Below are 26,184 nucleotides of genomic sequence, written 5' to 3'. Positions count from 1 at the left end.
CTTCGATGTGCACAGAGGTCTCGGTCGTGTCGCCTCCCGGACGGCCGACCGGCTGGTCGACCACGGGCTCCGGCCTCTGCTCCGGAGGTGCATCCCCCGCCGTGCGGCGGGTTGAGCGATCACGTGGGTGGGGTGGTGCGGGTGGCCGGCGGACCGGCCGAGGGCGTCAGCCCTGGCGCTGCTTGTGACGCGGGTTCTCGCAGATCACCATGACGCGCGAGTGGCGACGGATCACCTTGCACTTGTCACAGATCTTCTTGACGCTCGGCTTGACCTTCACGAGGAGGTCCTTTCAACGTGTCTCGGCTGATGTCACTTGTAGCGGTAGACGATGCGCCCGCGGGTCAGGTCGTACGGCGAGAGCTCCACCACCACGCGGTCCTCGGGGAGGATCCGGATGTAGTGCTGACGCATCTTGCCGCTGATGTGCGCGAGGACCTTGTGCCCGTTGCTCAGCTCCACGCGGAACATCGCGTTCGGGAGAGCCTCGATGACGGAGCCCTCGATCTCGATGACGCCTTCCTTCTTGGCCATGTCCTCCACAATCCGTCGTACCGGCTGACCGGTGCTTGTCGTCTCGTCTACCGTGTCGTGCACCCCGCGACCGTGGGGTCGCGCGGCTGGCCCGGGAACCGCCTGGGACCCTCCGCGGAGGGCGGTCCAGTGGACCTCGTGCAGCCGCCCGCCGGGTCCCATCCCGGCGAACCGGGCAGCCGCAGGACACGGCGAAGCAGACCCACGTTGGGCCGACGTACGAGTCTAGGGAAACGCCCCAACAATTCCTAATCGGGCCAGGTGGCCCCGACGGCGCCCCAGCGGCGCCCCGGCCGTTGCTCGCGGGGAACCGTCCTCAGGCCGCCGCGAGCAGGCGCAGCGTCTCCTCGCGCGCCGGTGCAGCGGTCATCGGCGTCCCGTCCGTCGCCCCGTCGACGGGGTTCACCATCACCTCGTCCACGCCGTACGTCGCGGCGAGCGTCGCGACCTGCGCGCGGGCCGTCGCGGCGTCCCCCACGACCCACCGCGCGAGCATGGCATCGGCGAACTCCTGGTGCGACGGGGGCAGCTCCACCGCCGCCGCCTCCTCCACGCTGAGCTGGGGACCCAGCGGGGCGCCGGTGCGCAGCGCGAGCATCATCAGCTGCTGGGGACGCGCCCGCCGTCGGGCCTCGGCGTCCGTCTCCGCCACCGCCGCGTTGACGGTGAGGAACGTGCGGGGGGCGTCGAGCTCCGCGGAGGGTCGGAACTCCCGGCGGTAGATCTCGAGGGCGCGCTCGGTGCCCTCGCCCGAGAAGTGGTGCGCGAACACGTAGGGCAGGCCCCGCTGCGCCGCCAGGTGCGCCGAGTAGTCGGAGGAGCCGAGCAGCCACAGCTGCGGCACCGAGGTCGCGACGGGCGTGGCGCGCAGCTCGTGCGTGCGTCCCTGCACCTGCACCCCCACGCCGTCGGGCGACATCATCGCCACCACGTTGCCGACGTGCTCGGCGAAGCGCGCGACCGCCTCGTCGTCGCCGCCGACCGGTCCCCCGTGGCGCAGCGCGTAGCTCGTCACGGGATCGGACCCGGGCGCCCGTCCGATCCCCAGGTCGATGCGGCCGGGGTACGCCGCCTCCAGCAGGGCGAACTGCTCCGCCACGGCGAGCGGGGCGTGGTTGGGGAGCATCACGCCCCCCGAGCCCACGCGGATCCGCTCGGTGGCCGCCGCCAGCATCGCGATGATGACGGGCGGGTTCGTGGCCGCGACGGCCGGCATGTTGTGGTGCTCCGCCACCCAGTAGCGCTCGTACCCGGCGGCGTCGGCCACCTGGGCGAGCGACCGGGAGGCGGCGAGCGCCTCACCGGTCGACTGCGCGCGCCGTACCGGCACGAGGTCGAGGACGGACAGACGGGGACGGGCGGCGGTGGTCTCGGACATCGCAGGGGCCAGCACCCGAGACGGGTCGGATATTCCCGCGGCCGCCACCCCTCGGGGTGAGCGGGCCGACCTCGGTCGCAGGCCGGTTCCGGGGCCTCCCGTAGAGTGCCCCCGTGACCGCTACCTCCTTCTCCGCCACGTCGGCGCCGGGGAGCCTCGTCCTGTCGGGAGACATCGACGCTGCTGACCACCGCGCCCTCAACGACCTCATCGAGCAGGCCAGCGAGACGTTCACGCAGAACCTCACGGTCGACCTCCGCGCCGTGACGTTCCTGCCGAGCATCATCGTCGGCGTCCTCGCCCGCGCCACCGTGCTGGCGAAGAAGAACGGCGCCCAGGTCACCCTGGTCGCCGCCGAGGGCAGCGTGCCACAGCGCGTGCTGACGGTCTGCAAGATCCCCTTCGAGCAGGTCGACGCCTGAGGGGTCCCGCCCCCCACCGCCCCGCCATGACCGCGAGCCCCCTCACTCCCCCGCCGCCGGGCTGGCACGTCGTCGACGTGCCTCACTCCGACGAGGCCGCCCGGCGGACCTGCGACGTGGTGCGCGGCGCGCTCGAGGCGCTCGGCCTCCCGACCCCCGTGCTCAACGACGCGGTCATCGTCGCCGGCGAGCTCGTGATCAACGCCGTCGAGCACGGCGCCCCCGGACCGGGCGACCAGATCGAGCTCGCCTGGAGTGTCGATCCGTCCCACGTCGTGCTGCGCGTGACGGACGGCGGCGCCGGTCCGGCGATCACCGTGCAGCCCGTCTCCGACGACGGCCTGCGCGGCCGGGGCCTCGCCATGGTCGCCGCGATCTGCGACGACTGGAGCGTCACCCGCAGCACCGGTACGACCGTCACCGCCAGGATCGCGCTGTGACCGACACCGGGAGCCGACCCACACCGGCCGCGGCTCCCGGCTGGGACCGGCACGCCACGCCCCTGGTGGTGGACGACCAGGCGCTCCTCGCGCGCGAGGCCCTCCAGCAGCACCTGGGCGAGGTGCTCGGGGCCGTGCACCGTCCCGCCCGGGCGCTCGAGCTGACGGTCGACACCTTCGTCGACCACGCGGTCGACTTCGCGCAGGTCGCCCTCCACAGCCACCAGGGCTGGATGTCGGTCGGCCGCACGCGCGGCCACGACCTCGTCGGCGAGCGCGACCGTCCCATCAGCCGTCGCCAGGCCGAGGCCGTGCGTGACGTGCTGTCCCGCCAGGCCCCCGAGCACTGGCTGCTGCCGCCCGAGACCCCGGAGCGCGAGGTCATGTTGACGCAGCTCCTCGGCGAGAGCCCGCTGGTGGGGCAGCTGAACGAGCTCGACGCCGCCTCGGTGCTGAGCCTGCCGCTGGTCGCGCGCGGCCGCGGCATCGGGCTCCTGACGCTCGCCCGGGCCCGTGGTCGGGACCTCACCGCCGACGACGTGCTCTTCCTCGAGGACGTCGCCCACCGGATCGCCGTCGCCCTCGACGTGACCATCGTGGTCGCGGACAACCGCCACGCCGCGACCACGCTGCGCACCGCCCTGCTCCCGCCGCCCCTTCCCGCGAGCGCCGGGCTCGACGTCGCGTCGTACAACCGCGTGGCGCAGGAGGAGGTGACGGTCGGCGGCGACTTCATCGACCTCCACGGCGGTGAGACCGACCTGACCCTGCTGCTCGGCGACGCCGTGGGCAAGGGCGTCGGCGCGGCCGTCGCCGCGAAGCGGATCCGCACGTCCGTGCGCACCGCCGCGCTCGTCGACCGCTCCCCCGACCGCGTCCTGACCCTGACGAACCAGGTGCTCGTGCACGAGGCCGAGTCGCCCGTCGAGAGCTTCGCGACGGCGGTCTGCGGTCGCCTGCGGCGCCAGGACGACGGCTCGTTCGAGGTGACCCTGAGCAACGCCGGCCACCCGCCGCCGATCATCCTGCGGCGGGAGGGCACCCTGGAGTACGTGGAGTCCCACGGCCCGGCCCTCGGCATCTTCGAGGACGCGGAGTTCGGGCGGTCGGTCCACCGGCTCGCGCCGGGCGACACCCTCATCTGCTACACCGACGGGATCACCGAGGCCCGCGGGCGCATCGACATGTTCGGCGAGGACGGCATCGCGACCGCCCTGGCCGGCCTCGGAGGCGCCCCCAGCAGCGCGGTCGTCGAGCGTCTGGCGATGAGCGTCTCGTCCTTCCTCGGGCCCGACTCCCTCGACCGCGACGACGCCGCCATCATCGCGCTGCAGCCCTCGGCCCCGCTCTGAGCCCGGCCCGCCCGCCTGCCCGCCCCGTGGTCGCCACCGCCGTGCAGGACCGGTACTGGGACCGCGTCGTGCACAACGACGGCGCGGGGGCGCGCGCGATCGTGGACACGGTCCTCACCGACGGCACGCCCCTGGACGGGATCCTCACCGGCCTGGTCGGCGACGCCCAGCGCCGGGTGGGCAGCCTGTGGGCCGCCGACGAGTGGACCGTGGCCCGCGAGCACGCCGCGACCGCGGTCAACGAGCAGGTCGTGCAGCACCTGCGCCGTCGCATCCGCTCGTGGCGGGATGACGCGGCGGTCCGTGCGGCGCGGGGCACCCCGCCGCTGCTCGTGGTGTGCGCCGAGCGCGAGTGGCACGCCCTCCCCGCGCTCATGCTGACCGCTCGGCTCGAGAGCGAGGGCTACGCGGTGGCCTACCTCGGCGCCGACGTCTCCACGCTCGCCCTCCAGCGGGCGATCGCCGACCACGAGCCGCGGGTCACCCTGGTGAGCGCGTCGCTCTCGTCGTCACTGGTGTTCGTGCGCCGCCACGTCGAGACCGCCACCGCCTCCGGTGTGCCCGTCGTGGTCGGGGGCGCCGCGTTCGACCCCGCCGGCCTGCGGGCCCGCCGCATCGGTGCGACGGCGCAGGCCCTCGACCCCGCGGACGTCGGGAGCCTGCTCGCCACGCTCCCCCGGCGGGTGCCCGCGGTGCCGCCCCTGCGCACCGACGCCGCGCGGGAGGCCTTCGCGCTGCTGGCCGCCGTCGGCCCCCACACCGACGCGGTCACCCAGCGGGTCGCGCGGCGGGGCGGCCCCGGCACCACCGCGGTGCTCGACCAGGTGCCCCACGTGCTCGGCGCACTCGCCGCCGCGCTCCTCACGGACGACGCGAGCATCGTCAGCGAGACCCGGACGTGGCTCGACGCCGTCGGCGACGCCCGCCGCTGCGAGCGGTCCACCCTCGCGGAGGTCTGGGCGGCCGTCACCGAGCAGGTCGCCGACTACCCGTTGGGGCGCCGCATGCTCGCCGACGCGGCCTGACGGTGCCCCCGGTGGGACTCGAACCCACAACACGCCGGGTTTAAGCCGGCTTCCTCTACCGGTTGGGACACGGGGGCCGGACGGAGCGCGACCCTACAGGTAGGTCTTGCGCTGGTAGATCGCGTGGGCTCCGGCGACCTTGTCGAGGAAGAGAAACCCGTCGCAGTGGTCGATCTCGTGCTGCAGGGCCCGGGCCTCGAAGGCGTTGGCCGTCACCTCGACGGCCTCGCCCGTGCCGGGCAGCTGACCCCGGACGACGATGCGCGACGGTCGCTTGACGTCGCCCGTGAGGTCGGGCACCGACATGCAGCCCTCGCGGGCCTTCTCGTTGCGGCTGGAGGTGACGACCTCGGCGTTGCACAGCACGAACGTGCCGTGGTGGTCGCGGGTCTTGGGGTGCTCGGACACGTCGACGCAGAAGACCTTCACCCCGACGCCGACCTGGGGCGCGGCGAGGCCGACGCAGCCGGGGCTCACGCGCATGGTGGCGACGAGGTCGGCCGCCAGCTGCACGGTCTCGGGGGCGGTGGGGTCGACGCGCTCGCCGTCGGTCGACAGCACGGCGGCGGGCGCGCGCACGACCTCGAGCACCCGGCCCTCGACGCCGAGCTCGGTCTCGCTCCAGCCCGCGACCCGGGCGTCGACCTGGTTCGTGGCGCCCTCGGGGGTCTGGCTCACAGCTCGTCGGCCTCCGCGGCGCGCAGGGTGACGCCGACGCCGAGCCGGGCGCCCTCGTCCGTCAGGGCGGCACGCAGGGCGTCGACGTCCACGCCCGCCGGCAGGTCGACCTCGGCGAGGAGGACGTAGAGGTCCCCCGAGAGCCGGGTCGTGAGGTCCGTGACGTTGCCACCGACGCCCGCGACCACGGCCACGACGCCGGAGACGATGCCGGGGCGGTCGCCGCCGTGGACGGTGAGCACGTGCGGCGTGCCGCCGTCGCCCGCCGCGTGCTCGCCCGACACCTCGCGCACGGTGACGGTCAGCGAGCCGTCCTCCGCGAGGGGTGCGAGCGCGTCCACGATGCGCCCCTCGGTCGCGCCGCCGGCGCAGATGAGGGTCATCGCGAAGTGGCCGCGGAGCAGGGTCATCGAGGTGTCCTCGATGTTGAGCCCGAGGTCGGCGAGGACCGCCGTGGCCTGCGCGATGATGCCGGGACGGTCGTGGCCGAGGACGGTGATGGCGTGCTGCGTCACCCGCGCATCCTCTCAGCCGGGGCCGCGGCGTGCGCGCTCGGCCCCGGTCTCCCGGTCGGCCCCGCCGGACGCGTCAGTCGACGAGCGACGCGGCGATGCCGTCGAGGATGTCGGCCACCGACAGCGTCAGCTCGTCGACACCTGCGCGCTCGAGCACCCGGTCGAGGATGAGCGCCCCGGCGCCGATGACGTCGGCGCGGCCGGGGTGCACGTGGCCGAGGGCGCGACGCTCCTCGACCGTCATGGCCAGCAGCCGGTCCACCTCGGCCCGCACGGCGCTCCGCGGGACGACGGCCTGGTCGAGCAGGACCGGGTCGAAGGCCGGCAGCCCGAGCGCCCCGGCCCCCACGGTCAGGGCCGTGCCGGCCACGCACACGACCTGCGCGACGCCCGCGACGTCCACCGGGCTCGCGTCCAGCGCCGCGTCGACGTCGGCGAGGAGCCGCTGCACCTCGGCGCCGGTCGGCGGGTCGCCCGCGAGGTGCCGCTCGTGCAGCCGCACGGAGCCCACGTCCATCGAGTGCGCGGCCGTCGGCGCGAGCACGCCGTCGGCGTCGCGGTCGCCCCGGACGAGCTCGGTCGAGCCGCCGCCGATGTCCACCACGAGCACGGGCAGCCGGGGCTCGTGGCGCAGGTGGGCCACCGCACCACCGAAGGACAGGGCGGCCTCCTCGGCGCCGCTCAGCACCTCGGGCTCCACCCCGAGGCGCTCCAGCACGCCGGCGCGGAACACGTCGGCGTTGGAGGCGTCGCGGGTGGCCGACGTGGCGCAGAACCGGATGCGCTCCACGTCGTGGGCGGCGATGATCGCGGCGTACTCGTCCAGGGCGGCGAACGCACGCTGCACCGCGGCGTCGTCCAGCCGCCCCGTGCGGTCGACGCCCTCGCCGAGCCGCACCATCCGCGACGTGCGCACCACCGCGTGGGGCGGCGTGCCGACGAAGAGCTTGATGGTGTTGGTGCCGCAGTCGACGGCGGCGATCACGCGTCGTCCTGCTCGGCCGGGGAGCCGACGCAGGGGCCTGCGGCCCACCAGTCGCCGAGCTCGTCGAGCACCTCGTCGCCGAGCGGGTTGACGCCGCGCCCCTGGGCCAGCGACTGGCCGGCGAGCACGTGGAGGCACTTGACGCGGTCGGGCATCCCGCCGGCCGAGATCCCGGCGATCTCCGGCACGCCCCCGACCTGCGGCTCGAGCTCGGCGCGGGCGGCGAGGTAGCGCTCGTGGGCGGCGCGGTACGCCGCGGCCAGCTCCTCGTCGTCGCCGAGGCGCGCCTGCATCTCCTTCATGGTGCCGCCGCCCTCGAGGGTCCCGATGCGGGAGGCGGCGCGGGGGCACGTCAGGTAGTACGTCGTGGGGAACGGCGTGCCGTTGGGCAGCCGCGGCAACGTCGTCACCACGTCGGGGTTGCCGCACGGGCAGCGGTGCCCGATGCCCGCGATGCCGCGCGGCTCCCGCCCCAGCTGGGCGGCGATGGCGGCGCGGTCGGCGTCGGAGACGCTCACTCGGTTCCTTCCTCGGTCTGCTCCGGCGGCGGGACGATCTCGTCCGCCGGCTGCTGCTCGGCCTCCTCCTCGGCGGCGGCCTGCGGGTCGCCCGCGGCCTCCACCGAGTCCCAGGCCGTGTCCCACCACGCGGGCGGGACCTCGTCGTCCGTCGGTGCAGCGACCGGCTCGGAGAGGCTGGCGTCGTTGCCGCCCAGCGGCGCGCCGTCGGGTCCGATCACGACGTAGGACGTCTCGCCGGGATTGACGTAGTCGAGCCGCTCGCGGGCCTGCTGCGCGACGAACTCGTCGTCGTCCCAGCGGCGCGCCTCACGCTCGTAGGCCTCGATGTTCGCGCTCTTCTCCTCGATCTGCACCCGCAGGTCCTCGAGGTGGGCGCGCTGCGTGAGGTAGGCCCGCAGCGACGACGCGTAGGAGACCGTGAGCACGGCCAGCACGAGCACGAGGATCGCGGCGCGGCCGGTGAACCGGGGGCGCGGTCGGGCGGACGCACCGGTGCGCGCCGCCGCCGGCCGCACCCCGGGCGGGGTGCTCCCCCGCCCGCCGGCCCGGGCCCGCCCCGGCCCCGTCCCGGCCCGGGGACCGGGACCGCGGTTGGTGCGACGACGCTCGTCGGCCACGGTCGGCTCCTCTCGGGCGCGGGACGGGGTGCGGGACGGGGTGCGGGACGGGGATGCGGGTGCTGCTGGTGCTGCTGGTGCTGCGGTCGATCAGGCGCGGTAGCGCGGGAAGGAGCCGGCGCCGGCGTAGCGAGCCGCGTCACCGAGCTCCGACTCGATGCGGAGGAGCTGGTTGTACTTCGCCACGCGCTCCGAGCGCGCCGGGGCGCCGGTCTTGATCTGGCCGCAGTTGGTGGCGACGGCGAGGTCGGCGATGGTGACGTCCTCGGTCTCGCCCGAGCGGTGGCTCATCATGCAGCGGTAGCCGTTGCGGTGGGCCAGCTCGACCGAGTCGAGCGTCTCCGTCAGCGAGCCGATCTGGTTGACCTTCACCAGCAGCGCGTTCGCCTGGCCGCCGGTGATGCCGCGCTGCAGGCGCTCCACGTTGGTGACGAACAGGTCGTCGCCGACGAGCTGCGTCTTCGAGCCCAGGCTGTCGGTGATGGCCTTCCAGCCGGCCCAGTCGTCCTCGTCCAGCGGGTCCTCGATCGAGACGATCGGGTAGGCGGCGACGAGCTCGGCGTAGTAGGCCGTCATCTCCTCGGCCGACTTCGACGCGCCCTCGAAGGTGTAGACGCCGTCGGTGCAGAACTCCGTGGCGGCGACGTCGAGCGCGAGCACGATGTCGGTGCCGAGCTGGTAGCCGGCGGCGCCGACGGCCTCGGCGATGAGGTCGAGCGCGGCGCGGTTGGAGGCGAGCTCGGGCGCGAAGCCACCCTCGTCGCCGACGCCCGTGGCGAGGCCGCGCTTCTTCAGCACCGCCTTGAGCGAGTGGTAGACCTCGGCGCCGCTGCGGACGGCCTCGGAGAAGCTCGGCGCACCGATCGGCGCGATCATGAACTCCTGGATGTCCACGTTGGTGTCCGCGTGGGCGCCGCCGTTGAGGATGTTCATCATCGGCACCGGGAGCACGTGGGCGTTCGGGCCGCCGACGTACTTGTAGAGCGGGAGGCCCGCGGACTCCGCCGCCGCCTGCGCCGTCGCGAGCGAGACGCCGAGGATCGCGTTCGCGCCGAGGTCGGCCTTGTTCGGCGTGCCGTCGAGCTCGAGCATCGTCTGGTCGACGAGGCGCTGGTCGTCGGCGTCGAGACCGACGATCGCGGGCGCGATGCGCTCGGCCACGCCGTCGACGGCTCCCTGGACGCCCTTGCCGAGGTAGCGGTCGCCGCCGTCGCGCAGCTCCACCGCCTCGAACGCGCCCGTGGAGGCGCCGCTCGGGACGGCTGCCCGACCGAGCACCCCGTCCTCGAGGAGGACCTCGACCTCGACGGTGGGGTTGCCGCGCGAGTCGAGGATCTCGCGGGCGCCGACGGCGACGATGCTTGCCATGTTGCTCCTGGGACGGGGGTACGCCGCGTGTCGGCGTACGACGGGCCGGACGATGGTCACCGGGGTTGGCCCGGGCGACCGCCGGTCAGCCTAGCCAAGCGACGACCTCCGTGAGACCAGGCGTGCCGCAGCGCGCCGTGCGGTGTCGCCGAGCGTTCACCCAGCGGCCACCGCCGGGCATCCCGAGCGTCGTCCGTCGCACCTGCCGGTGCCCCGAAGATGCGCGCGGGACGGTGCGTGCGCACCGGACCCGCCCCGTCGTCACGCCGTCCCCCGAAAGGGAACCCCGCATGTCCCTCCGGACCGTCCGCCGCTCCGTCGGCACCACCGTCACCCTGGCCCTGGGTGCCGCCGTCCTCGCCGGCGTCGAGCTGGGCACGCCGGGGCTCGCCGCGGCCGCCGTGCGCGGCCCGGTCGCCCCCCTGGCGCCTGCCGCCGACCCCACCGCCCCCGCGGACGGCGCCGCCTACTTCGACCGCACCGCGACGTACCCCGTCCACCTCAACCGGCCCTACGGGGAGCCCGTCGCGACCGAGACGGTCGCCGAGATCTCCGACGTCTCCGACGACGGCCGCACGCTCTACTACACCGACGCGGCCGGCCAGCGGGTCGGCGTCCTCGACATCTCCGACCCGTCCGCACCGGCGGGCCGGGGGACGCTCGACCTCACCCGCTACTTCGACGCCGGCACCCCCGTGCAGCCGACCTCGGTCGCGGTCGTCGGCGACCACCTGCTCGCCGTCGTCGACACCAGCACGTCGTTCACGGCCCCCTCGGGCGCCCTCCTCGCCGTGCGCACGAGCGACGGGAGCCTCGTCCACCGCATCGACCTGGGCGGCCAGCCCGACTCCATCGCCATCAGCGCCGACGGCGCCTGGGCCGCGATCGCCATGGAGAACCAGCGCGACGAGGACGCCAACGGCGCCGCGCTCCCGCAGGCCCCCGCCGGCTTCCTCCAGACCGTGGCCCTCACCGGCGACCCGACGACGTGGACGGCGCGCCCGGTGCCGTTCACCAACCCCGACGGCAGCGCACTGGCGGCCTTCGCCGCGGCCGGCATCGACACCCCCGTCGACCCCGAGCCCGAGTACGTCGCGATCAACGCCGACGGCAAGGTCGCCGTCACCCTGCAGGAGAACAACGGCGTCGTCGTGGTGGACCTGCCCACCGGAGCGATCGAGAAGGTCTTCTCCGCCGGCAACGCCCGCGTCAGCGGCATCGACACCACCTCCGACGGGGTCTTCAACCCGACCGGCTCGCTCGACAAGCCGCGGGAGCCCGACGCGATCGCCTGGGTGGGCGACGGTCTCGTCGCGACCGCCAACGAGGGCGACTGGAAGGGCGGCACGCGCGGCTGGACGGTCTTCGACACCACGAGCGGCGACGTCGTGTGGGACGCGGGCAACAGCTTCGAGCAGATCGCCGTGCGCCACGGCCTGTTCAACGACGCCCGCGCCAAGGCCTCGTCGAAGGGCACCGAGCCGGAGGGCCTCGCGTTCGCCGAGGTCGGGGGCACGCCGTACGCCTTCGTCGGCTCCGAGCGCAGCAACTTCGTCGCGGTCTACGACATGACCGACCCGCGGAACCCGGCGTTCCGGCAGGTGCTGCCCGCCACCAACGGGCCCGAGGGCATCCTCCCCGTCCCCGGGCGCGACCTGCTGGCGGTGTCGTCGGAGACCGACAACGCCGCAGCGGGGGTGCGCGCCAGCGTCAGCCTCTACGAGCTCGGCGCCGACGCCCCGTCCTTCCCCTCGATCGTGGCGGGCGACGTCCCGGGCGCCGACCCGGCGCAGCCCATCGGGTGGGGCGCGCTCAGCGCGCTCAGCGCGGACCCGACGAACCCGGACGTCCTCTACGCGGCGAGCGACTCGGCGTACAAGCCCGGTCGGGTCTACACCGTCGACGTGTCCAGCACCCCCGCCGAGATCACGTCGGTCGTCGACGTGCGGAGCTCCGCGGGCACACGGGAGAACCTCGACATCGAGGGGCTCGCCGCCCGCCCCGAGGGCGGGTTCTGGCTGGCCAGCGAGGGCGCGACCGGGCCGGCGAACGCCCTGGTGCGGATCGACGCCGACGGCGTCGTGCAGCAGACCGTCAGCCTGCCCACCGACGTCACCGCGGGGCTCAGGAACTGGGGCCTCGAGGGCGTCTCGATCGCCCAGGGGTTCGCGAACGAGACCCTGTACGTCGCGCTCCAGCGCCCGCTGGGCACCGGCGTCAGCGGGGCGACGCCGGAGGCCACCACGCGGATCGGCCGCTACGACACCGTGACCGGCGAGTGGACCTGGTTCGGCTACACGCTCGAGCAGACGAGCACGAGCGGGGACTGGGTCGGCCTGTCGGAGATCGTCACCGTCGACGCCGACACCGTCGCCGTGATCGAGCGGGACAAGCTCAACGGCCCGAACGCGCGCATCAAGCGCGTCTACACGGTCGACCTCCCGGCCGGCACGCCCGGCACGGTCACCCCCGTCGAGAAGGAGCTCGCGGTCGACGTGCTGCCGGTCCTCACCGAGCAGCACGGCTGGACGCAGGAGAAGCTCGAGGGCCTCACCATCGCCGCCGACGGCGAGGTCTACGCGGTCACCGACAACGACGGCCTCAAGGACGCCACGGGCGAGACCCAGCTCCTGCGCCTCGGCCGCGCACTCGACACCGAGCTGGCCACCACGACGACCACGCTCGCGGCGCAGCAGACCGGGGCGGGCGCCGTGCGCCTCTCCGCCACGGTCACCGGTGGCAGCGCCGCCGGCGAGGTCGAGTTCCTCGAGGGCGACACGGTCGTCGGCACGGCGCCGGTGACGGCGGGCGCGGCCACGGTCGACCTCACCGGGGTGGCGCTCGGCCCGCACTCCTACACCGCCCGGTTCGTGCCGGCGACCTCCTCCGGCCTCGCGGCGTCGACGTCGGACCCCGGCACCGTGACGGTCACGACGACCACCACCACGACCCTGACGGCGTCCGCCCTCAACCGCGACGTCGCGAACCTCACCGTGGTCGTCGCCCCGGCGGCCTCCACCCCGGTCACCGGCCGGGTGGTCGTGCGCGAGGGCGAGACCGAGGTCGCCGCCGCCGAGCTCGTCGACGGTCGGGCCAGCCTCCAGGCGGCGCTGCCGCCCGGGCGGCACACGCTCACGGCGACCTACGTCCCGGCCGAGGGCGCCCACGCCGCCGGCTCCTCCTCGACCTCGAGCGACGTCACGGTGCTGACGTCGTCGACGACGCTCCTCACCGCGGTGTCGTCCGGCGCCGGTCGGGCCCAGCTGCGCGCCGTGGTGACGCCGCGCGTGGAGTCCCCCGTGCTCGGCAACGTCGCCTTCTTCGAGGGGGTCGAGCTCGTCGGCGTCGGCCCGGTCGTCGACGGCCAGGCGACCGCCGACCTCACCGGCGTCAGCGGCGGTGCGCACACCTACACCGCGATGTACGTCCCCGCCGGCGAGAGCCTCGTGGCCTCCTCGACGTCGCCGGAGGTCGAGCTGGGTGTCGGCGCCGTGACCTCGCTCTACGTCGGGGCGACGCCGGTCGACGCGCCGTACGGCCGCACCCGCACCGTCGGCGTCAAGGTGACCGGCGGCACGCCGGTCGACGGCGTGGCGCAGGTCCACCTCGGCGGCATCCGGTGGAACGTCACGCTGGTCGACGGCGTCGGTCGGATCACCATCCCGTCGGGTCTCGCGGTCGGCACCCACACGGCGCTCGCCGTGTTCGCCGGGGACGCGACCCACGGGGCGTCCTCCGGCACGATCGACCTGGTCGTGCGGCCCGCGGGGACGCGGATCGACGAGGCGCTGCCCGGCACGATCGCGGCAGGCCGGTCGGTGACCAGCTCGTTCTACGTCACCGCGCCCGGGTCGCAGGTCCCGGCGCGGGGCGCGATCCGGATCTACCACGGCGGCCGGCACCTCACGACCGCCGAGGTGCGCAACGGGCGAGCGACGGTGACGCTGCCGGGCCTGGCGCGGGGCACCTACGACCTGCGCGCGGAGTTCGACGGCGGCGCCACGTTCGCCCGGTCGCAGCTCACGTTCCGCACGGTCGCGCGCTGACGCTCGCGTGGGGCCGACGGCCCGGTGCCCCGCGGGGGTGCCGGGCCGTCGGGCTCATGCCCACCCACCCGGGACGTCATGCGCGGTGGCGCCCCGAGCCCGCGGTTCGCATGACGTCCGCAGGTCGTCGGTTGCTCCCACCCCGCTCCTAGGCTGGGCCACGTGGACGCCGCCCCCGCTCCCGCCCCCACGCCCGCCCCCACGCCCGCCCCCACGCCCGCCCCCACGCCGGACCCCGCCGACGGCCACGCTCTCGTCGAGCTCGTCGGGGTGATGGCCCGGCTGCGGCGGGAGTGCCCGTGGAAGGCGGAGCAGACGCACCGCTCGCTGGCGCGCTACCTGCTCGAGGAGGCCCACGAGGTGCTCGAGGCCCTCGACACCGGCGACGCCGCGCTGCTGCGGGAGGAGCTCGGCGACCTCCTGCTGCAGGTCTACTTCCACGCCGCGATCGCCGCCGAGCGCACCGACGCGACGGCCTTCACCATCGACGACGTGGCCGCCGACCTCACGGCGAAGCTGGTGCGCCGCAACCCGCACGTGTTCGGAGCCGACCGGACCGCGGACGACCAACCTCTCGACGCCGCAGCGGTCAACGAGGCGTGGGAGGCCGTCAAGGCGACCGAGAAGACACGCACCGACCCGACCGACGGCCTGCCGCCGACCCTGCCGGCACTGCTGTGGGCCGACAAGGTGCTCGACCGGTCCGCACGGGCCGGTACGCCGCTGGACCTCGCCCCGCGCCGTACCGGCTCCGACGCCGGCACGATCGGCGACCGCCTGCTCGGGCTCGTCGCCGAGGCACGGGAGGCCGGGGTCGATCCCGAGCAGGCGCTGCGCGACGCGGTCCGGGCCTGGCTCTGATGGGCTCGTCCCGACCGGTCGGCCCGGTGCGGCGGCTGCTGCCCCGGCCCGGGGTGAGCGAGCGGCACGTGCAGGTCGACGTGCCCCCGGCGGAGGCGTGGCGCGTCGTCGCCGCTCCCCCGGCACCGGGCTGCGAGCGCTGGTACGCCGACGCCGCCCCCCTCGCGTTCCGCGGGCGGCTCGACGAGGCCGCGCGGACCGTGCTCGGTCCGCCGCCGGCCGCCCCCGTCGCGCCGCCGGGCCCCGCGGGCGGCGACGACCTGCTCCGCCCCGGCGACGAGGCGGGCTTCTGGACCGTGCTGGAGGCCGACCCCGCGGCGTACCGGCTGCGGCTGCACGCCCGCGTCCACGCCCCGGGGACGGTGCGGCTCAGCGTCTGGCTGACCGCGCTCTCCGGCCTGCCGGGGTCCTGTCGCGTGCACGTCCGGATCGGGTTCCGGCCGCGGGGACTCGTGGGTGCGGGGTACCTCGTGGCCGACCTGCCCGCGCGCGAGGTCGTCGTCGAGGGCGTCGCCCGGCGCCTCGCGGCGGACGTGGCGGCGGGCGTCGCCTGACCCCCTCCTCCGGACGTCATGCGGAGCGGCGGCCCCGAGCACCGCAGCGCATGACGTCCCGCGGGGGTCAGAAGCCGACCACGTCGCCAACGGCGCGATTGCCCTCCGCGACGCGGACGACGGTGGACTCGCCGACCAGCCAGATGCGGTCGTCGGCGACGAGCACGCGGCGTACGCCGGCGTAGCCGCTCGGCATGCCCGTGGCGTCGATGGTCGGACCGCGCTCGAGCAGCCCGGGCGCGACGTCCACCGACTCGACCGTCTCCTGCGGTCCGCGGCCCCAGCCCTGGGAGGGCAGGTACGCCCGGTCCTGCCACAGCAGGAACGCGCGGTGGTCGCCCTCGACGAGCGACTGCCGTCCCTCCCACGTCACCGTGGTGACCTGCCGCGGCGCGCTCGGGTCGGTGATGTCGAACAGCGACGCCTGGAGGCCGGTGGTGCGGCCGTCCTCGGTCGCGTGCTGGCCGATGCCGAGGAGCATGCCGTCGTCGAGGGGGTGGAGGTACGCCGAGTAGCCCGGCACCTTCAGCTCCCCCGCCAGCGTCGGGGCCGTCGGGTCGCTCGTGTCCACGAGGTAGAGCGGGTCGACCTGGCGGAACGTGACGACCGCGGCCAGGTCGGGCGAGAGGAACCGCACCGCCTGGATCTGCTCCGTCAGGCCCATGCCGTCGACACGACCCGTCTCGACGAGACCCTCGCCCGGGCGCTCGGCGAGCACGACGAGCGAGGAGCTGGACGGCTCCCCCGGCCTCCCGTCCCGCGTCACGGCAACCCGCACGATGCCGGCGGCCTCGTCGATCGCGAACTGGTCGAGGAGGCGTCCCTCCACGCGGCCGGAACCGACGTACGTCGTCGCGTCGGGCTCGCTGATGTCGAAGGCGTGGAGGTCGGACGACGGGCCCCGGTCGGCGTCCTCGGCGTCCGCGTCGCGCACGGTCGACCAGGGCGAGGAGGCCACGACCATGCGCTCGGTGGAGGCGTAGACGGTGCCGCCGGAGCCCACGACGCCCGCCGACGAGGTCGGCGCGGTGCCGCCGCCGATCTCGAGGCCCGCCACGGAGACGGTGGTGAAGCCGCTGAACTCGGTCGGCACGCCGACGTCGCCGCAGCCGAGCAGCGGTTCGACGTCGCCCCCGTCGATCGAGAGCTGCGGCAGCCAGTCGGTGATGGTGCTGGCCTCGACCAGGTCGCGGTTGGCCTCGAGCGCCGCGTTCTCGTCCTCGAGCGAGCGGCCCTCCGGCGAGACCCAGTCCAGGCCGGGTGGTTCGCTCACCATGACGAGACGCACGGTGTCGCCGACGAGGCGGGCGCTGCGGTACTCGCCCTCGACCCGCGTCGAGCGCACCACCTCCGGTGCGGCCGGGTCCGTGAGGTCGACCTCGGTCAGCACGGTGCGGGCCGGACGCCCAGCCGGGTACGCCGAGTCGCCGATCTCGGTGTCGAGCGGGACGTAGCCCGCCCCCTCCTGCCCCAGGACGAGCAGGGTCGAGACGCGGAGCAGCAGCTCCGACGGGTGGCCGTCGTCGGGAAGGTCGACGGTGGCCAGCGCCTCCGCCGACGCGACGTCGACCACCCGCACCTCGCCGCCGACGACCGCCACCAGCACGTCGCCGTCGGTCTTCACGATGTCGGCCTCGTCGACGCCCTCCTCCTGGGTGTTGGTCGCCGACGTGCCGTGGTCGGGGCCGACGTAGCCGCCGCGCGGCATCACGCTCGTTCGCGGGGAGGCGGCGTCGGCGGCCAGGTCGGACTCGAAGAACCCGGTGGCGGCCGGGATCCCCCCTCCGAGGCCGAGGCCCTCCAGCCCCCACGCCGTGACGCGCTCGAGCGCGTTCTCCTGGAAGTAGCCGAGGAGGTCGTCGCAGCTCGTGAAGCGGACGAGGCTCGCGACACCCGTCGGGCCCGCGGGATCCGGGGCGGCGTCGGGCGTCGACGTACAGGCGGCGAGGAGCAGCGGGGCGGCGACCACGGCGGCCATGCCGCCGCACCTCCAGGCGTCGGGTACGCGGTTCATGCCCCTGGGACGCGGGAGACGGGGTGGCACGTTCCCCGGTCGACCGGGGAAAGTGCCGCTCTGACCATCAAATTCGATGGTCCAAGCGGCGTGTTCCCCGGTCAGCCGGGGAAAGTGCCGCCCGATCGCTCGCTCGACCTAGAGCACGAAGATGCTGAACGCCTGCAGCCCGAGCCCCACGAACAACAACGGGAACCCCATCCGCTGCAGGCGCTTCGACTCCGGCGTCGTGTGCCGCACGGACGGGTGCCGCGGCCACTCGCCCGCGCGCTCCTTGGCGTCGCGGTAGCGGCTGTCGAGCACCTGGCCCCGCCACACCAGCGACCACCCGGCCAGGATGCAGACGAACGCGGCGATCGGAACCAGGGTCGCGGCGCTCACTCCGCGGAACCGCCGCACCGCTGCGCGGCGGGCAGCGCGGCGACCTCCTCGGGCGTGGGCGGGTCGTCGAGGGTGAAGGTCGCGCCGAGCGCGGTGTCGCTCGCGGCGACGCTCACGCCGTCGCCGCCCGTCGACACGGCACCGTCGGCGTAGCTGCCGACCGCCGGGTTCACGGTGACGTCGAGGTCGGCGAGGGTCGAGGAGGCCAGCTGCCCGACCGTCGGGTCCGACAGCGCGTTGGACACCGTCAGCAGCCGCACCGTGAACGACGCGACGTCGGCGTCCGCGCCGACCGCCTGCATCTCGCGGGCGATGTCGTCGGCCGCCGGCGGCGGGTCGAGGGCATCGGGACCGGCCGCCTCCGTCAACGCCGTGTCGTAGAGCCACAGCTCCGTCAGACCGCTCCGCACGATGGCGCGCGGCACCGCCTCGACGCCGACGTCCGCGACGTAGTCGCAGTACGCCGCGGTGGCGGCGTCCAGCCGGTCGACCGTCAACGTCGCCTCGCCGGCGGTGGCGGCGGCACGGGGGTCGCTGTCGCACCCCGCGAGGAGGCCGCCACCGAGGAGCACGACGGCGGTGGCTGCCAGGACGCGGGGGCCGACACGGGCGCGGGACGAGGTGACCACGCTCACACCGTAGCGGCCCATGGTGATCTCCGCAGGTCAGGCATCCTTCGGGTCGAGCACCGAGTCGATGACCTTCGCCGCCCACTCGAGCAGGGCGAGCCCGGTGATGGGCTTGCCCGCGACCACGGCGGTCTGCGGCCGGGGCACGAGCACCGTGTCCGTCGCCGGCTTCACCAACGACTTCGGGTAGAGCCGCTGCAGCCGCACCGCGCGCGACTCCGGCAGCGAGACGGGGGCGAACCGCACGTTCTTGCCCGCCGACGTGACCTCGCGGATCCCGGCGGCACGGGCCCGTGCGCGGAACCGCGCGACGTAGAGCAGGCTCTCCACCTCGACCGGGGGCTCGCCGTACCGGTCGACGAGCTCCTCGCGGATCGTGTCGACGTCCTCGTTGCTGCGCACCTCGGAGAGGCGCTTGTACATCTCCAGCCGCAGGCGCTCGCTCGGCACGTACCCGTGGGGCAGGTGCGCCTCGACGGGCAGCTCGATGCGCACCTCCTCCAGCTGGTCGTCCGGCGCGCCCTTGAAGTCGGCGACGGCCTCGCCGACGAGCCGCACGTAGAGGTCGAAGCCGACGTCGGCGATGTGGCCCGACTGCTCCCCGCCGAGCAGGTTGCCGGCGCCGCGGATCTCGAGGTCCTTCATGGCGATCGCCATGCCGCCGCCGAGGTCGGAGTGCTGCGCGAGCGTCGCGAGCCGCTCGTGCGCGGTCTCCGTCAGGGGCTTCTCGCTCGGGTAGAGGAAGTAGGCGTAGGCCCGCTCACGCGACCGGCCCACGCGTCCGCGCAGCTGGTGCAGCTGCGAGAGACCGAGGGTGTCGGACCGCTCGATGATCATCGTGTTGGCGTTGGAGACGTCGAGGCCCGACTCGACGAGCGTCGTGCAGACGAGCACGTCGAAGCGCTTCTCCCAGAAGTCGAGCATCACCTGCTCGAGCTGCTTCTCGTTCATCTGGCCGTGGGCCGTCGCCACCCGGGCCTCGGGCACGAGCTCGGTCAGGTGCTGCGCGGCCTTCTCGATCGACTGCACGCGGTTGTGGATGTAGAACACCTGCCCGTCGCGCAGCAGCTCCCGCCGGATGGCGGCGATGACCTGGCGGTCCTCGTACGCGCCGACGTACGTCAGCACCGGGTGCCGCTCCTCCGGCGGCGTGGTGATCGTCGACATCTCGCGGATGCCGGTGACCGCCATCTCGAGCGTGCGCGGGATCGGCGTCGCCGACATGGCGAGCACGTCGACGCTGGTGCGGAGCCGCTTCATCTGCTCCTTGTGCTCCACGCCGAAGCGCTGCTCCTCGTCGACGATGATGAGGCCGAGGTCCTTGAACCGGATGTCGGGGTTGAGCAGGCGGTGGGTGCCGATCACGATGTCGACCTCCCCGGTGGTGAGGCCCTCCAGCACCGCCTTCGCCTCCTTGTCGGACTGGAAGCGGCTCAGCGCCTTCAGCACGACGGGGAAGCCGCTCATCCGCTCGGCGAAGGTCGAGAAGTGCTGCGTCACGAGCAGCGTCGTGGGCACGAGCACGGCGACCTGCTTGCCGTCCTGCACCGCCTTGAACGCCGCCCGCACGGCGATCTCGGTCTTGCCGTAGCCGACGTCGCCGCAGACGAGCCGGTCCATCGGCACCAGCCGCTCCATGTCGCCCTTGACCTCGTCGACCGTGGAGAGCTGGTCGGGGGTCTCCGCGAAGGGGAACGCGTCCTCGAGCTCGCGCTGCCACGGAGTGTCGGGGCCGAAGGCGTGGCCCTGGGTGGCCTGACGCGCGGCGTACAGCTTGATGAGCTCCGCCGCTATCTCCTTGACCGCCTTGCGGGCGCGCGCCTTGCGCTTCGTCCAGTCGCCGCCGCCGAGCCGGTCGAGCGCCGGCTGCTCGCCGCCGACGTAGCGCGTCACCTGGTCGAGGGCGTCGGCGGGCACGTAGAGCCGGTCCGGCGGGGCGCCGCGCTTGGAGGCGCCGTACTCGAGCACGAGGTACTCCCGCACCGCCCCCTGCACCTCGCGCTGCTTCATCTCGATGAAGCGGCCCACGCCGTGCTGCTCGTGCACGACGAAGTCGCCGGCCTTCAGCTCGAGCGGGTCGATCTGGCGCTTGCGCCGGGCGGGCATCTTGCGCATGTCGCGCGTCGACGCCTTCTGGCCGGAGATGTCCTCGCCGGTGAGGAGGGCGAGGCGGTTGGGCTCGTCGACGAGGCCGTGCGTGAGCGCACCGCAGGTCACCGTCACGACGTCGGTCGGCGGCAGGGTGTCGACGGCGTCGACGAGACGGGCCGGTACGTCGCGGTCCGCCAGCGCCTCCACGGTGCGCTGGGCGGGACCGTGGCCCGGGTGCACCACCACGACGCGGTAGCCCTGGGTGAGCCAGCCCCCCACGTCGGCGAGCGCCTTCTCGACGTCGCCGCGGTAGGCCTCGGCGGGCTTCACCGACAGCGGACGGCTCGGCACGCCGGCGATGGCGGCCTCGGTGACGGGAGCGTCGGCCGGGGTCGTGCCGTCGTCGGCGATGCCGAACGGGCTCACGCTCCACCACGCCTGGCCGCGGGCCAGGGCGTGCTCGCGCACGTCCGCGTAGGAGCGGTACGACGCGGCCCCCAGGTCGATCGGCGCCTGGCCCCCACCGGCGGCGGCCGCCCAGGAGGCCGCGAGGAACTCCTCGCTCGTCGCGACCAGGTCGGCCGCGCGACGGCGGCCGCGCTCGGGGTCGAGGACGAGCACGTGGGCGTCGGCCGGCAGCACGTCGAGGAGCAGCTCCAGCTCGTCGACGAGCACCGGCGCGAGCGACTCCATGCCCTCGACCGCGATGCCCTCGGCGAGCTTCTCGGTGAGCTCCCGCAGCTGCGGGTGCTGCTCGCCCAGCACGCGGGCCCGCTCCCGCACGTCGGGCGTCAGCAGCAGCTCGCGGCACGGCGGCGCCCACAGCCGCTCCACCTTCTCCAGCGTGCGCTGGTCGGCGACCGAGAAGGTGCGGATGTCCTCCACCTCGTCGCCCCAGAACTCGACGCGCATCGGGTGCTCGTCCGTCGGGGGGAAGACGTCGACGATGCCGCCGCGCACGGCGTACTCCCCGCGCTTCTCGACGAGGTCGACCCGGGTGTACGCCGCCGCCTCCAGCCCGCGGACCACGCCCTCGAGCGACGCCTCGGCACCGGGGGTCAGCTCGACCGGGACCAGGTCACCCAGCCCCTTGACCTGCGGCTGCAGCACGCTGCGCACGGGCGCGACCACCACGGAGAGCGGGCCGTTGGCCGCGTCGTCCCCGGGGTGGGCGAGGCGGCGCAGCACGGCGAGCCGGCGGCCGACCGTGTCGCTGCGGGGGCTCAGCCGCTCGTGCGGGAGGGTCTCCCAGCTCGGGAAGTAGCCGACCGTCGCCGGGTCGAGGAGGTCGCCCAACGCGGCGACGAGCTCCTCGGCGTCCCGGGTCGTCGCGGTCACGGCGAGGACGGTGCGCCCGAGGTCGGCGAGCCCCTTCACGACGAACGGCCGGACCGCGGCGGGACCGGTCAGGTCGAGGACCCGCTCGGAGCGGTCCCGTGCTCCCGCGAGCGCCTCGTCGAGGGTCGGATCGGCCAGGACGGCGTCGGCGAGCCCGGAGAGTTGCACGAGGAAGGAGCCTAGTCGGGGCCCCCGCGCGTCACCATTCGAGGACGGGTGGGGCCGCGGGGGGTCGGGCCCGGGGAAGGAAAACGCGGACCGGGCGCGGGCCCGGGGAATGAAAACGCGGACCGGGCGCGGACCCGGGGAATGAAAACGCGGACCGGGCGCGGACCCGGGGAATGAAAACGCGGACCGGGCGCGGACCCGGGGAATGAAAACGCGGACCGGAGGGCCCGGGACCTCGGCGTGTCGCGGGTTCGGGTCCGCGTTTTCTTCCTCCGCGTCGTGCGGCCCGCGCACTTTCCTCGGCCGTCCGCGTTTTCCTGCGCCGGGCCGGGGCCGGGCGGGGCCGGGCGGGGCCGGGCCGAGCCGGGCCGGGCCGCCGGGGCGGGCCGGGCGGGGCTCAGCCGGCGGAGGCCGCGTACCCGCTCGCTGCCGCGTAGACCGATGCGACGTAGGCGTCGTCGTGGTTGTAGGAGAACACCGCCTCGGCCCAGCCCTCCCCCGTCGCGAGGTCGTGGCCGTCGTGGCAGAGGTAGCGGGCGGCGGCGTAGGCCGCGTCGTCGAGGTCGTTGGGGTCCATCACGCCGTCGCCGTCGCCGTCGGAACGCCAGCGGTCCCACGTCGAGGAGATGAACTGGAGCGGACCGACCGCGTGGTCCCACGTCGGGTCGCCGTGCCACGCGGCGAGCAGCGGGTCGGACGGGATGGCGGCGAACCCGCCGGTCCCGTCGAGCGCCGGGCCCACGATGGGGGGCTCCGCGCGGCCGTCGAGGCCGAGGATGCTGCCGTGGATCGAGCCGTGGTGGGACTCGACCCACCCGATGCCGGCCAGCGTCGACCACCCCATCGAGCACGACGGCGCCTCGGTGCGCAGGCGCAGCTCGGCCACGGCGTACGCGTTGACCGCCACCGGCGGGATCCCCGTCGCCTCGGCGACCTGCGCCGTCCAGGCGGCGTCGACGACGGGGACGACGGGGCGTCCGGCCGGCACGATCGGCGCGGGGTCGGACGCCGGCGGCACCACCCCGCCGGGCGCGGACGTGCCCGCCTCCGGCGCCGGTGCCGGGGTGTCGCGGCCGAGCCACCAGGCGGTGCCGACGAGGGCGAGCCCGAGCACCGCGACGACGAGGGGTACGACGAGGCGCCGTGCCCGCTGCCGCCGCTGCGCCGCCCGGCGTCGGCGCTGGGCGGCGGTCGGCGCGCGACCCGCCGACCGCGACGCAGGCTTCCTCGCCGCAGTCTTCGTGGCGGCCGTCTTCTTGGCGGCCGTCTTCTTGGCGGCCGTCTTCTTCGCCGCGGTCCCCCGCGGCCTTGGCTGGCTCCGCGGCGCCGGCCGCCGCGGACCCGGCGACGTCACCCGAAGCGGCCGTTGACGTAGTCGCTCGTGCGCTGGTCGCGGGGTGTGGAGAACATGGCGTCAGTATCCCCGTGCTCGACGATCACACCGGGAGTGCCCTGCGCGGCGAGGAAGAACGCGCAGGTCTGCGAGACCCGCCGCGCCTGCTGCATGTTGTGGGTGACGATGACGATCGTGATCTCGCGGGCGAGCTCCGTCATCGTCTCCTCGATCACGCGGGTCGAGGTGGGGTCGAGCGCCGAGCACGGCTCGTCCATGAGCAGCACCTCGGGCCGCACCGCCAGGGAACGGGCGATGCACAGCCGCTGCTGCTGACCGCCCGACAGGCCGCCGCCGGGCGCGCTGAGCCGGTCCCGCACCTCGGTCCACAGACCGGCCCGCACGAGCGAGCTCTCGACCAGCTCGTCCTTCTCGGCGCGCGACGCCTTCGTGCCGGTGAGGCGCAGTCCGGCGAGCACGTTCTCCCGGATCGACATGGCCGGGAACGGGTTCGGCTTCTGGAACACCATCCCGATCGAGCGACGGGCGTCGGTCAGCTTCCGCCGCGGGTCGTAGACGTCCTCGCCGTCGAGGAGCACCTCGCCCGCCAGCGCCGCCGAGGGCACCAGCTCGTGCATGCGGTTGAGGATGCGCAGGAAGGTCGACTTCCCGCACCCGGAGGGTCCGATGAGCGCGGTGACGCTCCGTGCCGGCATCGTCAGCGAGACGCGGTCGAGCACCAGCCGCTCGCCGAACCACGCCGACACCTCGCGCGCCTCGAGCTCGCCGCCTGCCGCGACACGGTACGCCGCGGGCGCACCGCCCGGCACCTCCCCGGGGACGGCCGGGATGACGGTGGTGGCCTGGTCGTCGGCGTACAGGTCGAACGCCGCCGGGGCGGGGACGACGGAGTCGTGGCGCATGGGTCTGGTTCCTCTCACGGGGGTGGCCCGCCGCCGCCGGACGGTGTCCGACGACGGCGGGCCGGGGTGTGCGGTGGAGCGGTCCGGCGGGTGGGTCAGCGACCGGTGACCGTGAAGGTCTGGCTGCGGCCGTTGACGCTGCGGTCGCCGGAGTAGACCGCGCGCAGGGTGTGCGTGCCGCGGCCGACCTTCGGCAGGGTGATGGTGGCGACGCCGCGGCTCACCGTTCCGCGGGCGAAGACCTTGCTGCCGGCGTAGATCGTCACGCTGCCGCTGATGGCCTGCTGCACGCCGGGCACGTTGACGACGACGGTCCCCCGGGTGCCGGACGCGCTGGTGGACACGGCCGACGGGAACGTCTCGCCGATGGCCGGCGTCGCCTTCTGGATGGTGTGGGTGCCCGACGCGGAGGCGGGGACGAGGGCGTCGTTGCCGAGGTACTCCATCTTGATGGCGTAGGCGCCCGCGGGCGTCGAGGCCCCGGCGGTCAGGGTCGCCTTGCCGTTGGCGTCGAGGGCCACCGTGGTGCGGGCGCCGCCGAAGGTGAAGCGGACCTGGCCGGTGGCCGCGGCGCCGCTCGGCGTGGTGACCACGGCCGACAACACCCGGGCCTGGCCGAAGCTGCTGCGGCTCGGCGACACACCGGCACGGAGCACGGGCGCGACCCGGACGACGACGGAGGTGGCTGCCGAGGTGGAGCCCTCCTGCAGCACGCCGGCCGCGGGCACGTAGCGCGCCGTGTAGCTGTGGCTGCCCGCGGAGACACCGGTCAGCGTCGTGGCGAACCTGCCCTGCGCGAAGCGCGCCGTGGCGACCTTGGTCGTGCCCTCGAGGAGCTCGACGGTGCCGGCGGAGACGTCGGCGCCCTTCGCGTCGACCGTCGCGGCGAACGCCACGCTGCCCGCCGACGGCGAGGACGCGGCGAGGGTCGTTCCGGTCACGACGACCTCGTTGGTGGTGAAGTTCGACGTGGCGGTCTGGGTCGCCTCGCCGCAGACGCCGCCGAACTCGTCACGGGCGAGCTGGTCGAAGCCCGCGGCCTCGATGAGCGGCCGCGCGTCGGTGGAGCACACGAACCCGTCGGCGCCGAAGACGCCGGCGAGGCGGGTGCGGTCGGCCGCGCGCACCACGTTGTACAGGGCACGCTTGGCGGTGAACCCGCCGACGATGGTGACGGTGCCGGCCAGCTCGGCGCGGCCGGTCGAGAACGGCGCGATCGCGTTGGGGTTTGACTTCACGGTGGCGTCGTCGTGCTCCTGCACGTCCACCACCGTCGCGGCCAGCGTGACGTCGACGCCCCCGTTGAGCTTCTTCAGCTCGGAGGTGAAGAACGAGCGCGTGCCGGAGCCCGACTGGGGGATCTGCGGGACGATCGTGCCCGCCTTGCCGCCGACCTCGCTCCAGTTCTTGATCGTGCCCTGGTAGATCCCGACGATCTGCGCCGACGTCAGGGTGGCCGGCGCGTTGGTCGTGCGGGCCGTCGCGAGCCCGAGACCGTCGACCGCGAACGGGTAGGCGTAGAGGCCGGCGTTGACCTCGGCGTCGTTGAGCGCCGAGGAGGAGCGCGCGAAGTCGATGTTCGGGTTCGAGGGGTTGTAGAGCGTCGCCTTGCCCTGTCCCGAGCCGTTGGGGCGGTTGATCGGCTGCGAGCCCTGGCGCACGACGATCTGCGCGCTGGTGCCGGCCGTGAGGGCGTGGAAGCTCCGCAGCTTGCCGGTGGTGACCCCGGCGTTGTAGCCCGGCACCGACGTGCCGCCGACGGTCGCACCGTCGGCGAGGTTGTCGAGCACGAACTGGCTGGTGTCGGAGCCGACGCCGACGATGTCACCGGCGGCGGGCGGGGCGGCCGGGTCGGCCGAGGCGGGGGCGAGCGAGCCCAGGGCGAGCGCGGCGGTCGCCAGCGACCCGGCGAGCACGGTGGAGAGGAGCGGACGAGCGAACATCGGGTGGATCTCCTGTCATCTGCTGAGCACCGCGATCGCGGTGCGTTCTTCTCGGGTGGGGTGGAGCG

The 26,184-nt window shown here is 74.5% G+C and carries 23 protein-coding genes and 1 tRNA gene; 7 read left to right on the top strand and 17 right to left on the bottom strand.

Features of this window, described 5'->3' with window-relative positions:
* Positions 1-166: 166 nt before the first annotated feature.
* From rpmJ to G3T38_RS11690, 3 genes are all read right to left on the bottom strand, one after another.
* Positions 167-280: a 50S ribosomal protein L36 gene (gene rpmJ / locus G3T38_RS11700; protein ID WP_028473449.1), complete on the bottom strand. Its 114-nt coding sequence runs from the start codon at positions 278-280 to the stop codon at positions 167-169.
* A 32-nt stretch (positions 281-312) separates the two neighbouring features.
* Positions 313-534 (bottom strand): translation initiation factor IF-1, encoded by a 222-nt coding sequence (gene infA, locus G3T38_RS11695; protein WP_028473450.1) that lies wholly within the window; start codon positions 532-534, stop codon positions 313-315.
* 316 nt (positions 535-850) lie between these two features.
* Complete coding sequence (locus G3T38_RS11690) at positions 851-1,912, bottom strand: LLM class flavin-dependent oxidoreductase (RefSeq protein WP_163772481.1); 1,062 nt, start codon at positions 1,910-1,912, stop codon at positions 851-853.
* A gap of 113 nt (positions 1,913-2,025) precedes the next feature.
* Here G3T38_RS11690 and G3T38_RS11685 point away from each other — a divergent pair, with 113 nt between their 5' ends.
* From G3T38_RS11685 to G3T38_RS11670, 4 genes are read left to right on the top strand one after another with little or no spacing between them, the layout of a single operon-like run.
* A complete protein-coding gene (locus G3T38_RS11685; protein WP_163772480.1) occupies positions 2,026-2,334 on the top strand; it encodes an STAS domain-containing protein in 309 nt (102 codons plus the stop codon).
* A 26-nt stretch (positions 2,335-2,360) separates the two neighbouring features.
* On the top strand, positions 2,361-2,774 hold the full coding sequence (locus G3T38_RS11680) for an ATP-binding protein (protein WP_163772479.1): 414 nt from the start codon (positions 2,361-2,363) through the stop codon (positions 2,772-2,774).
* On the top strand, positions 2,771-4,126 hold the full coding sequence (locus G3T38_RS11675) for a SpoIIE family protein phosphatase (RefSeq protein WP_163772478.1): 1,356 nt from the start codon (positions 2,771-2,773) through the stop codon (positions 4,124-4,126). Before G3T38_RS11680 ends, G3T38_RS11675 begins: the two co-directional genes overlap by 4 nt.
* 26 nt (positions 4,127-4,152) lie before the next feature.
* Complete coding sequence (locus tag G3T38_RS11670; RefSeq protein ID WP_163772477.1) at positions 4,153-5,151, top strand: cobalamin-dependent protein; 999 nt, start codon at positions 4,153-4,155, stop codon at positions 5,149-5,151.
* A 3-nt stretch (positions 5,152-5,154) separates the two neighbouring features.
* Here the strand turns inward: G3T38_RS11670 and G3T38_RS11665 are convergent.
* The 7 genes from G3T38_RS11665 to eno form a co-directional block, all read right to left on the bottom strand.
* Positions 5,155-5,228: transfer RNA gene (locus tag G3T38_RS11665), tRNA-Leu, on the bottom strand.
* A gap of 16 nt (positions 5,229-5,244) precedes the next feature.
* Complete coding sequence (gene def, locus G3T38_RS11660) at positions 5,245-5,829, bottom strand: peptide deformylase (protein WP_163772476.1); 585 nt, start codon at positions 5,827-5,829, stop codon at positions 5,245-5,247.
* Positions 5,826-6,344: an ACT domain-containing protein gene (locus G3T38_RS22675; RefSeq protein WP_163772475.1), complete on the bottom strand. Its 519-nt coding sequence runs from the start codon at positions 6,342-6,344 to the stop codon at positions 5,826-5,828. Before G3T38_RS22675 ends, def begins: the two co-directional genes overlap by 4 nt.
* 73 nt (positions 6,345-6,417) lie before the next feature.
* Entirely contained in the window at positions 6,418-7,329 is a 912-nt protein-coding gene (locus G3T38_RS11650; RefSeq protein ID WP_338037606.1) for a Ppx/GppA phosphatase family protein, read from the bottom strand.
* The gene (locus G3T38_RS11645) at positions 7,326-7,847 is read right to left on the bottom strand and encodes a DUF501 domain-containing protein (RefSeq protein ID WP_163772474.1); all 522 of its coding nucleotides are present in this window, start codon (positions 7,845-7,847) and stop codon (positions 7,326-7,328) included. Before G3T38_RS11645 ends, G3T38_RS11650 begins: the two co-directional genes overlap by 4 nt.
* Positions 7,844-8,467 (bottom strand): septum formation initiator family protein, encoded by a 624-nt coding sequence (locus G3T38_RS11640; protein WP_163772473.1) that lies wholly within the window; start codon positions 8,465-8,467, stop codon positions 7,844-7,846. The genes G3T38_RS11645 and G3T38_RS11640 overlap by 4 nt, the downstream gene beginning before the upstream one ends.
* 90 nt (positions 8,468-8,557) lie before the next feature.
* Positions 8,558-9,835, bottom strand: coding sequence for a phosphopyruvate hydratase (gene eno, locus G3T38_RS11635; RefSeq protein ID WP_163772472.1), 1,278 nt, complete (start codon positions 9,833-9,835; stop codon positions 8,558-8,560).
* A gap of 290 nt (positions 9,836-10,125) precedes the next feature.
* Between eno and G3T38_RS11630 the strand changes: the two genes are divergently transcribed.
* The 3 genes from G3T38_RS11630 (at position 10,126) to G3T38_RS11620 (ending at position 15,296) form a co-directional block, all read left to right on the top strand.
* A complete protein-coding gene (locus tag G3T38_RS11630; protein ID WP_163772471.1) occupies positions 10,126-13,881 on the top strand; it encodes an esterase-like activity of phytase family protein in 3,756 nt (1,251 codons plus the stop codon).
* A 162-nt stretch (positions 13,882-14,043) separates the two neighbouring features.
* Positions 14,044-14,742, top strand: coding sequence for a nucleoside triphosphate pyrophosphohydrolase (locus tag G3T38_RS11625; RefSeq protein ID WP_338037605.1), 699 nt, complete (start codon positions 14,044-14,046; stop codon positions 14,740-14,742).
* Complete coding sequence (locus G3T38_RS11620; RefSeq protein WP_163772470.1) at positions 14,742-15,296, top strand: DUF2867 domain-containing protein; 555 nt, start codon at positions 14,742-14,744, stop codon at positions 15,294-15,296. Before G3T38_RS11625 ends, G3T38_RS11620 begins: the two co-directional genes overlap by 1 nt.
* A gap of 67 nt (positions 15,297-15,363) precedes the next feature.
* Here the strand turns inward: G3T38_RS11620 and G3T38_RS11615 are convergent, their stop codons facing one another.
* From G3T38_RS11615 to G3T38_RS11585, 7 genes are all read right to left on the bottom strand, one after another.
* Positions 15,364-17,274, bottom strand: a complete 1,911-nt coding sequence (locus tag G3T38_RS11615; RefSeq protein WP_163772469.1) for a beta-propeller domain-containing protein — start codon at positions 17,272-17,274, stop codon at positions 15,364-15,366.
* A 174-nt stretch (positions 17,275-17,448) separates the two neighbouring features.
* Positions 17,449-17,691: a hypothetical protein gene (locus tag G3T38_RS11610; RefSeq protein ID WP_163772468.1), complete on the bottom strand. Its 243-nt coding sequence runs from the start codon at positions 17,689-17,691 to the stop codon at positions 17,449-17,451.
* The gene (locus G3T38_RS11605) at positions 17,688-18,320 is read right to left on the bottom strand and encodes a hypothetical protein (protein WP_163772467.1); all 633 of its coding nucleotides are present in this window, start codon (positions 18,318-18,320) and stop codon (positions 17,688-17,690) included. Before G3T38_RS11605 ends, G3T38_RS11610 begins: the two co-directional genes overlap by 4 nt.
* Positions 18,321-18,356: 36 nt before the next feature.
* Positions 18,357-21,917, bottom strand: coding sequence for a transcription-repair coupling factor (gene mfd, locus G3T38_RS11600; protein ID WP_163772466.1), 3,561 nt, complete (start codon positions 21,915-21,917; stop codon positions 18,357-18,359).
* A 397-nt stretch (positions 21,918-22,314) separates the two neighbouring features.
* Positions 22,315-23,271, bottom strand: a complete 957-nt coding sequence (locus G3T38_RS11595; RefSeq protein ID WP_194247573.1) for a lysozyme family protein — start codon at positions 23,269-23,271, stop codon at positions 22,315-22,317.
* Complete coding sequence (locus G3T38_RS11590; RefSeq protein ID WP_163772465.1) at positions 23,268-24,173, bottom strand: phosphate ABC transporter ATP-binding protein; 906 nt, start codon at positions 24,171-24,173, stop codon at positions 23,268-23,270. Before G3T38_RS11590 ends, G3T38_RS11595 begins: the two co-directional genes overlap by 4 nt.
* Positions 24,174-24,268: 95 nt before the next feature.
* Positions 24,269-26,116 (bottom strand): Ig-like domain repeat protein, encoded by a 1,848-nt coding sequence (locus tag G3T38_RS11585; RefSeq protein WP_163772464.1) that lies wholly within the window; start codon positions 26,114-26,116, stop codon positions 24,269-24,271.
* Positions 26,117-26,184: the final 68 nt, after the last annotated feature.

The sequence above is a fragment of the Nocardioides zeae genome, from assembly GCF_010686755.1.
In the GTDB taxonomy this organism is placed as follows: domain Bacteria; phylum Actinomycetota; class Actinomycetes; order Propionibacteriales; family Nocardioidaceae; genus Nocardioides; species Nocardioides zeae.
This window is presented reverse-complemented; position numbering and strand designations above follow the sequence as displayed.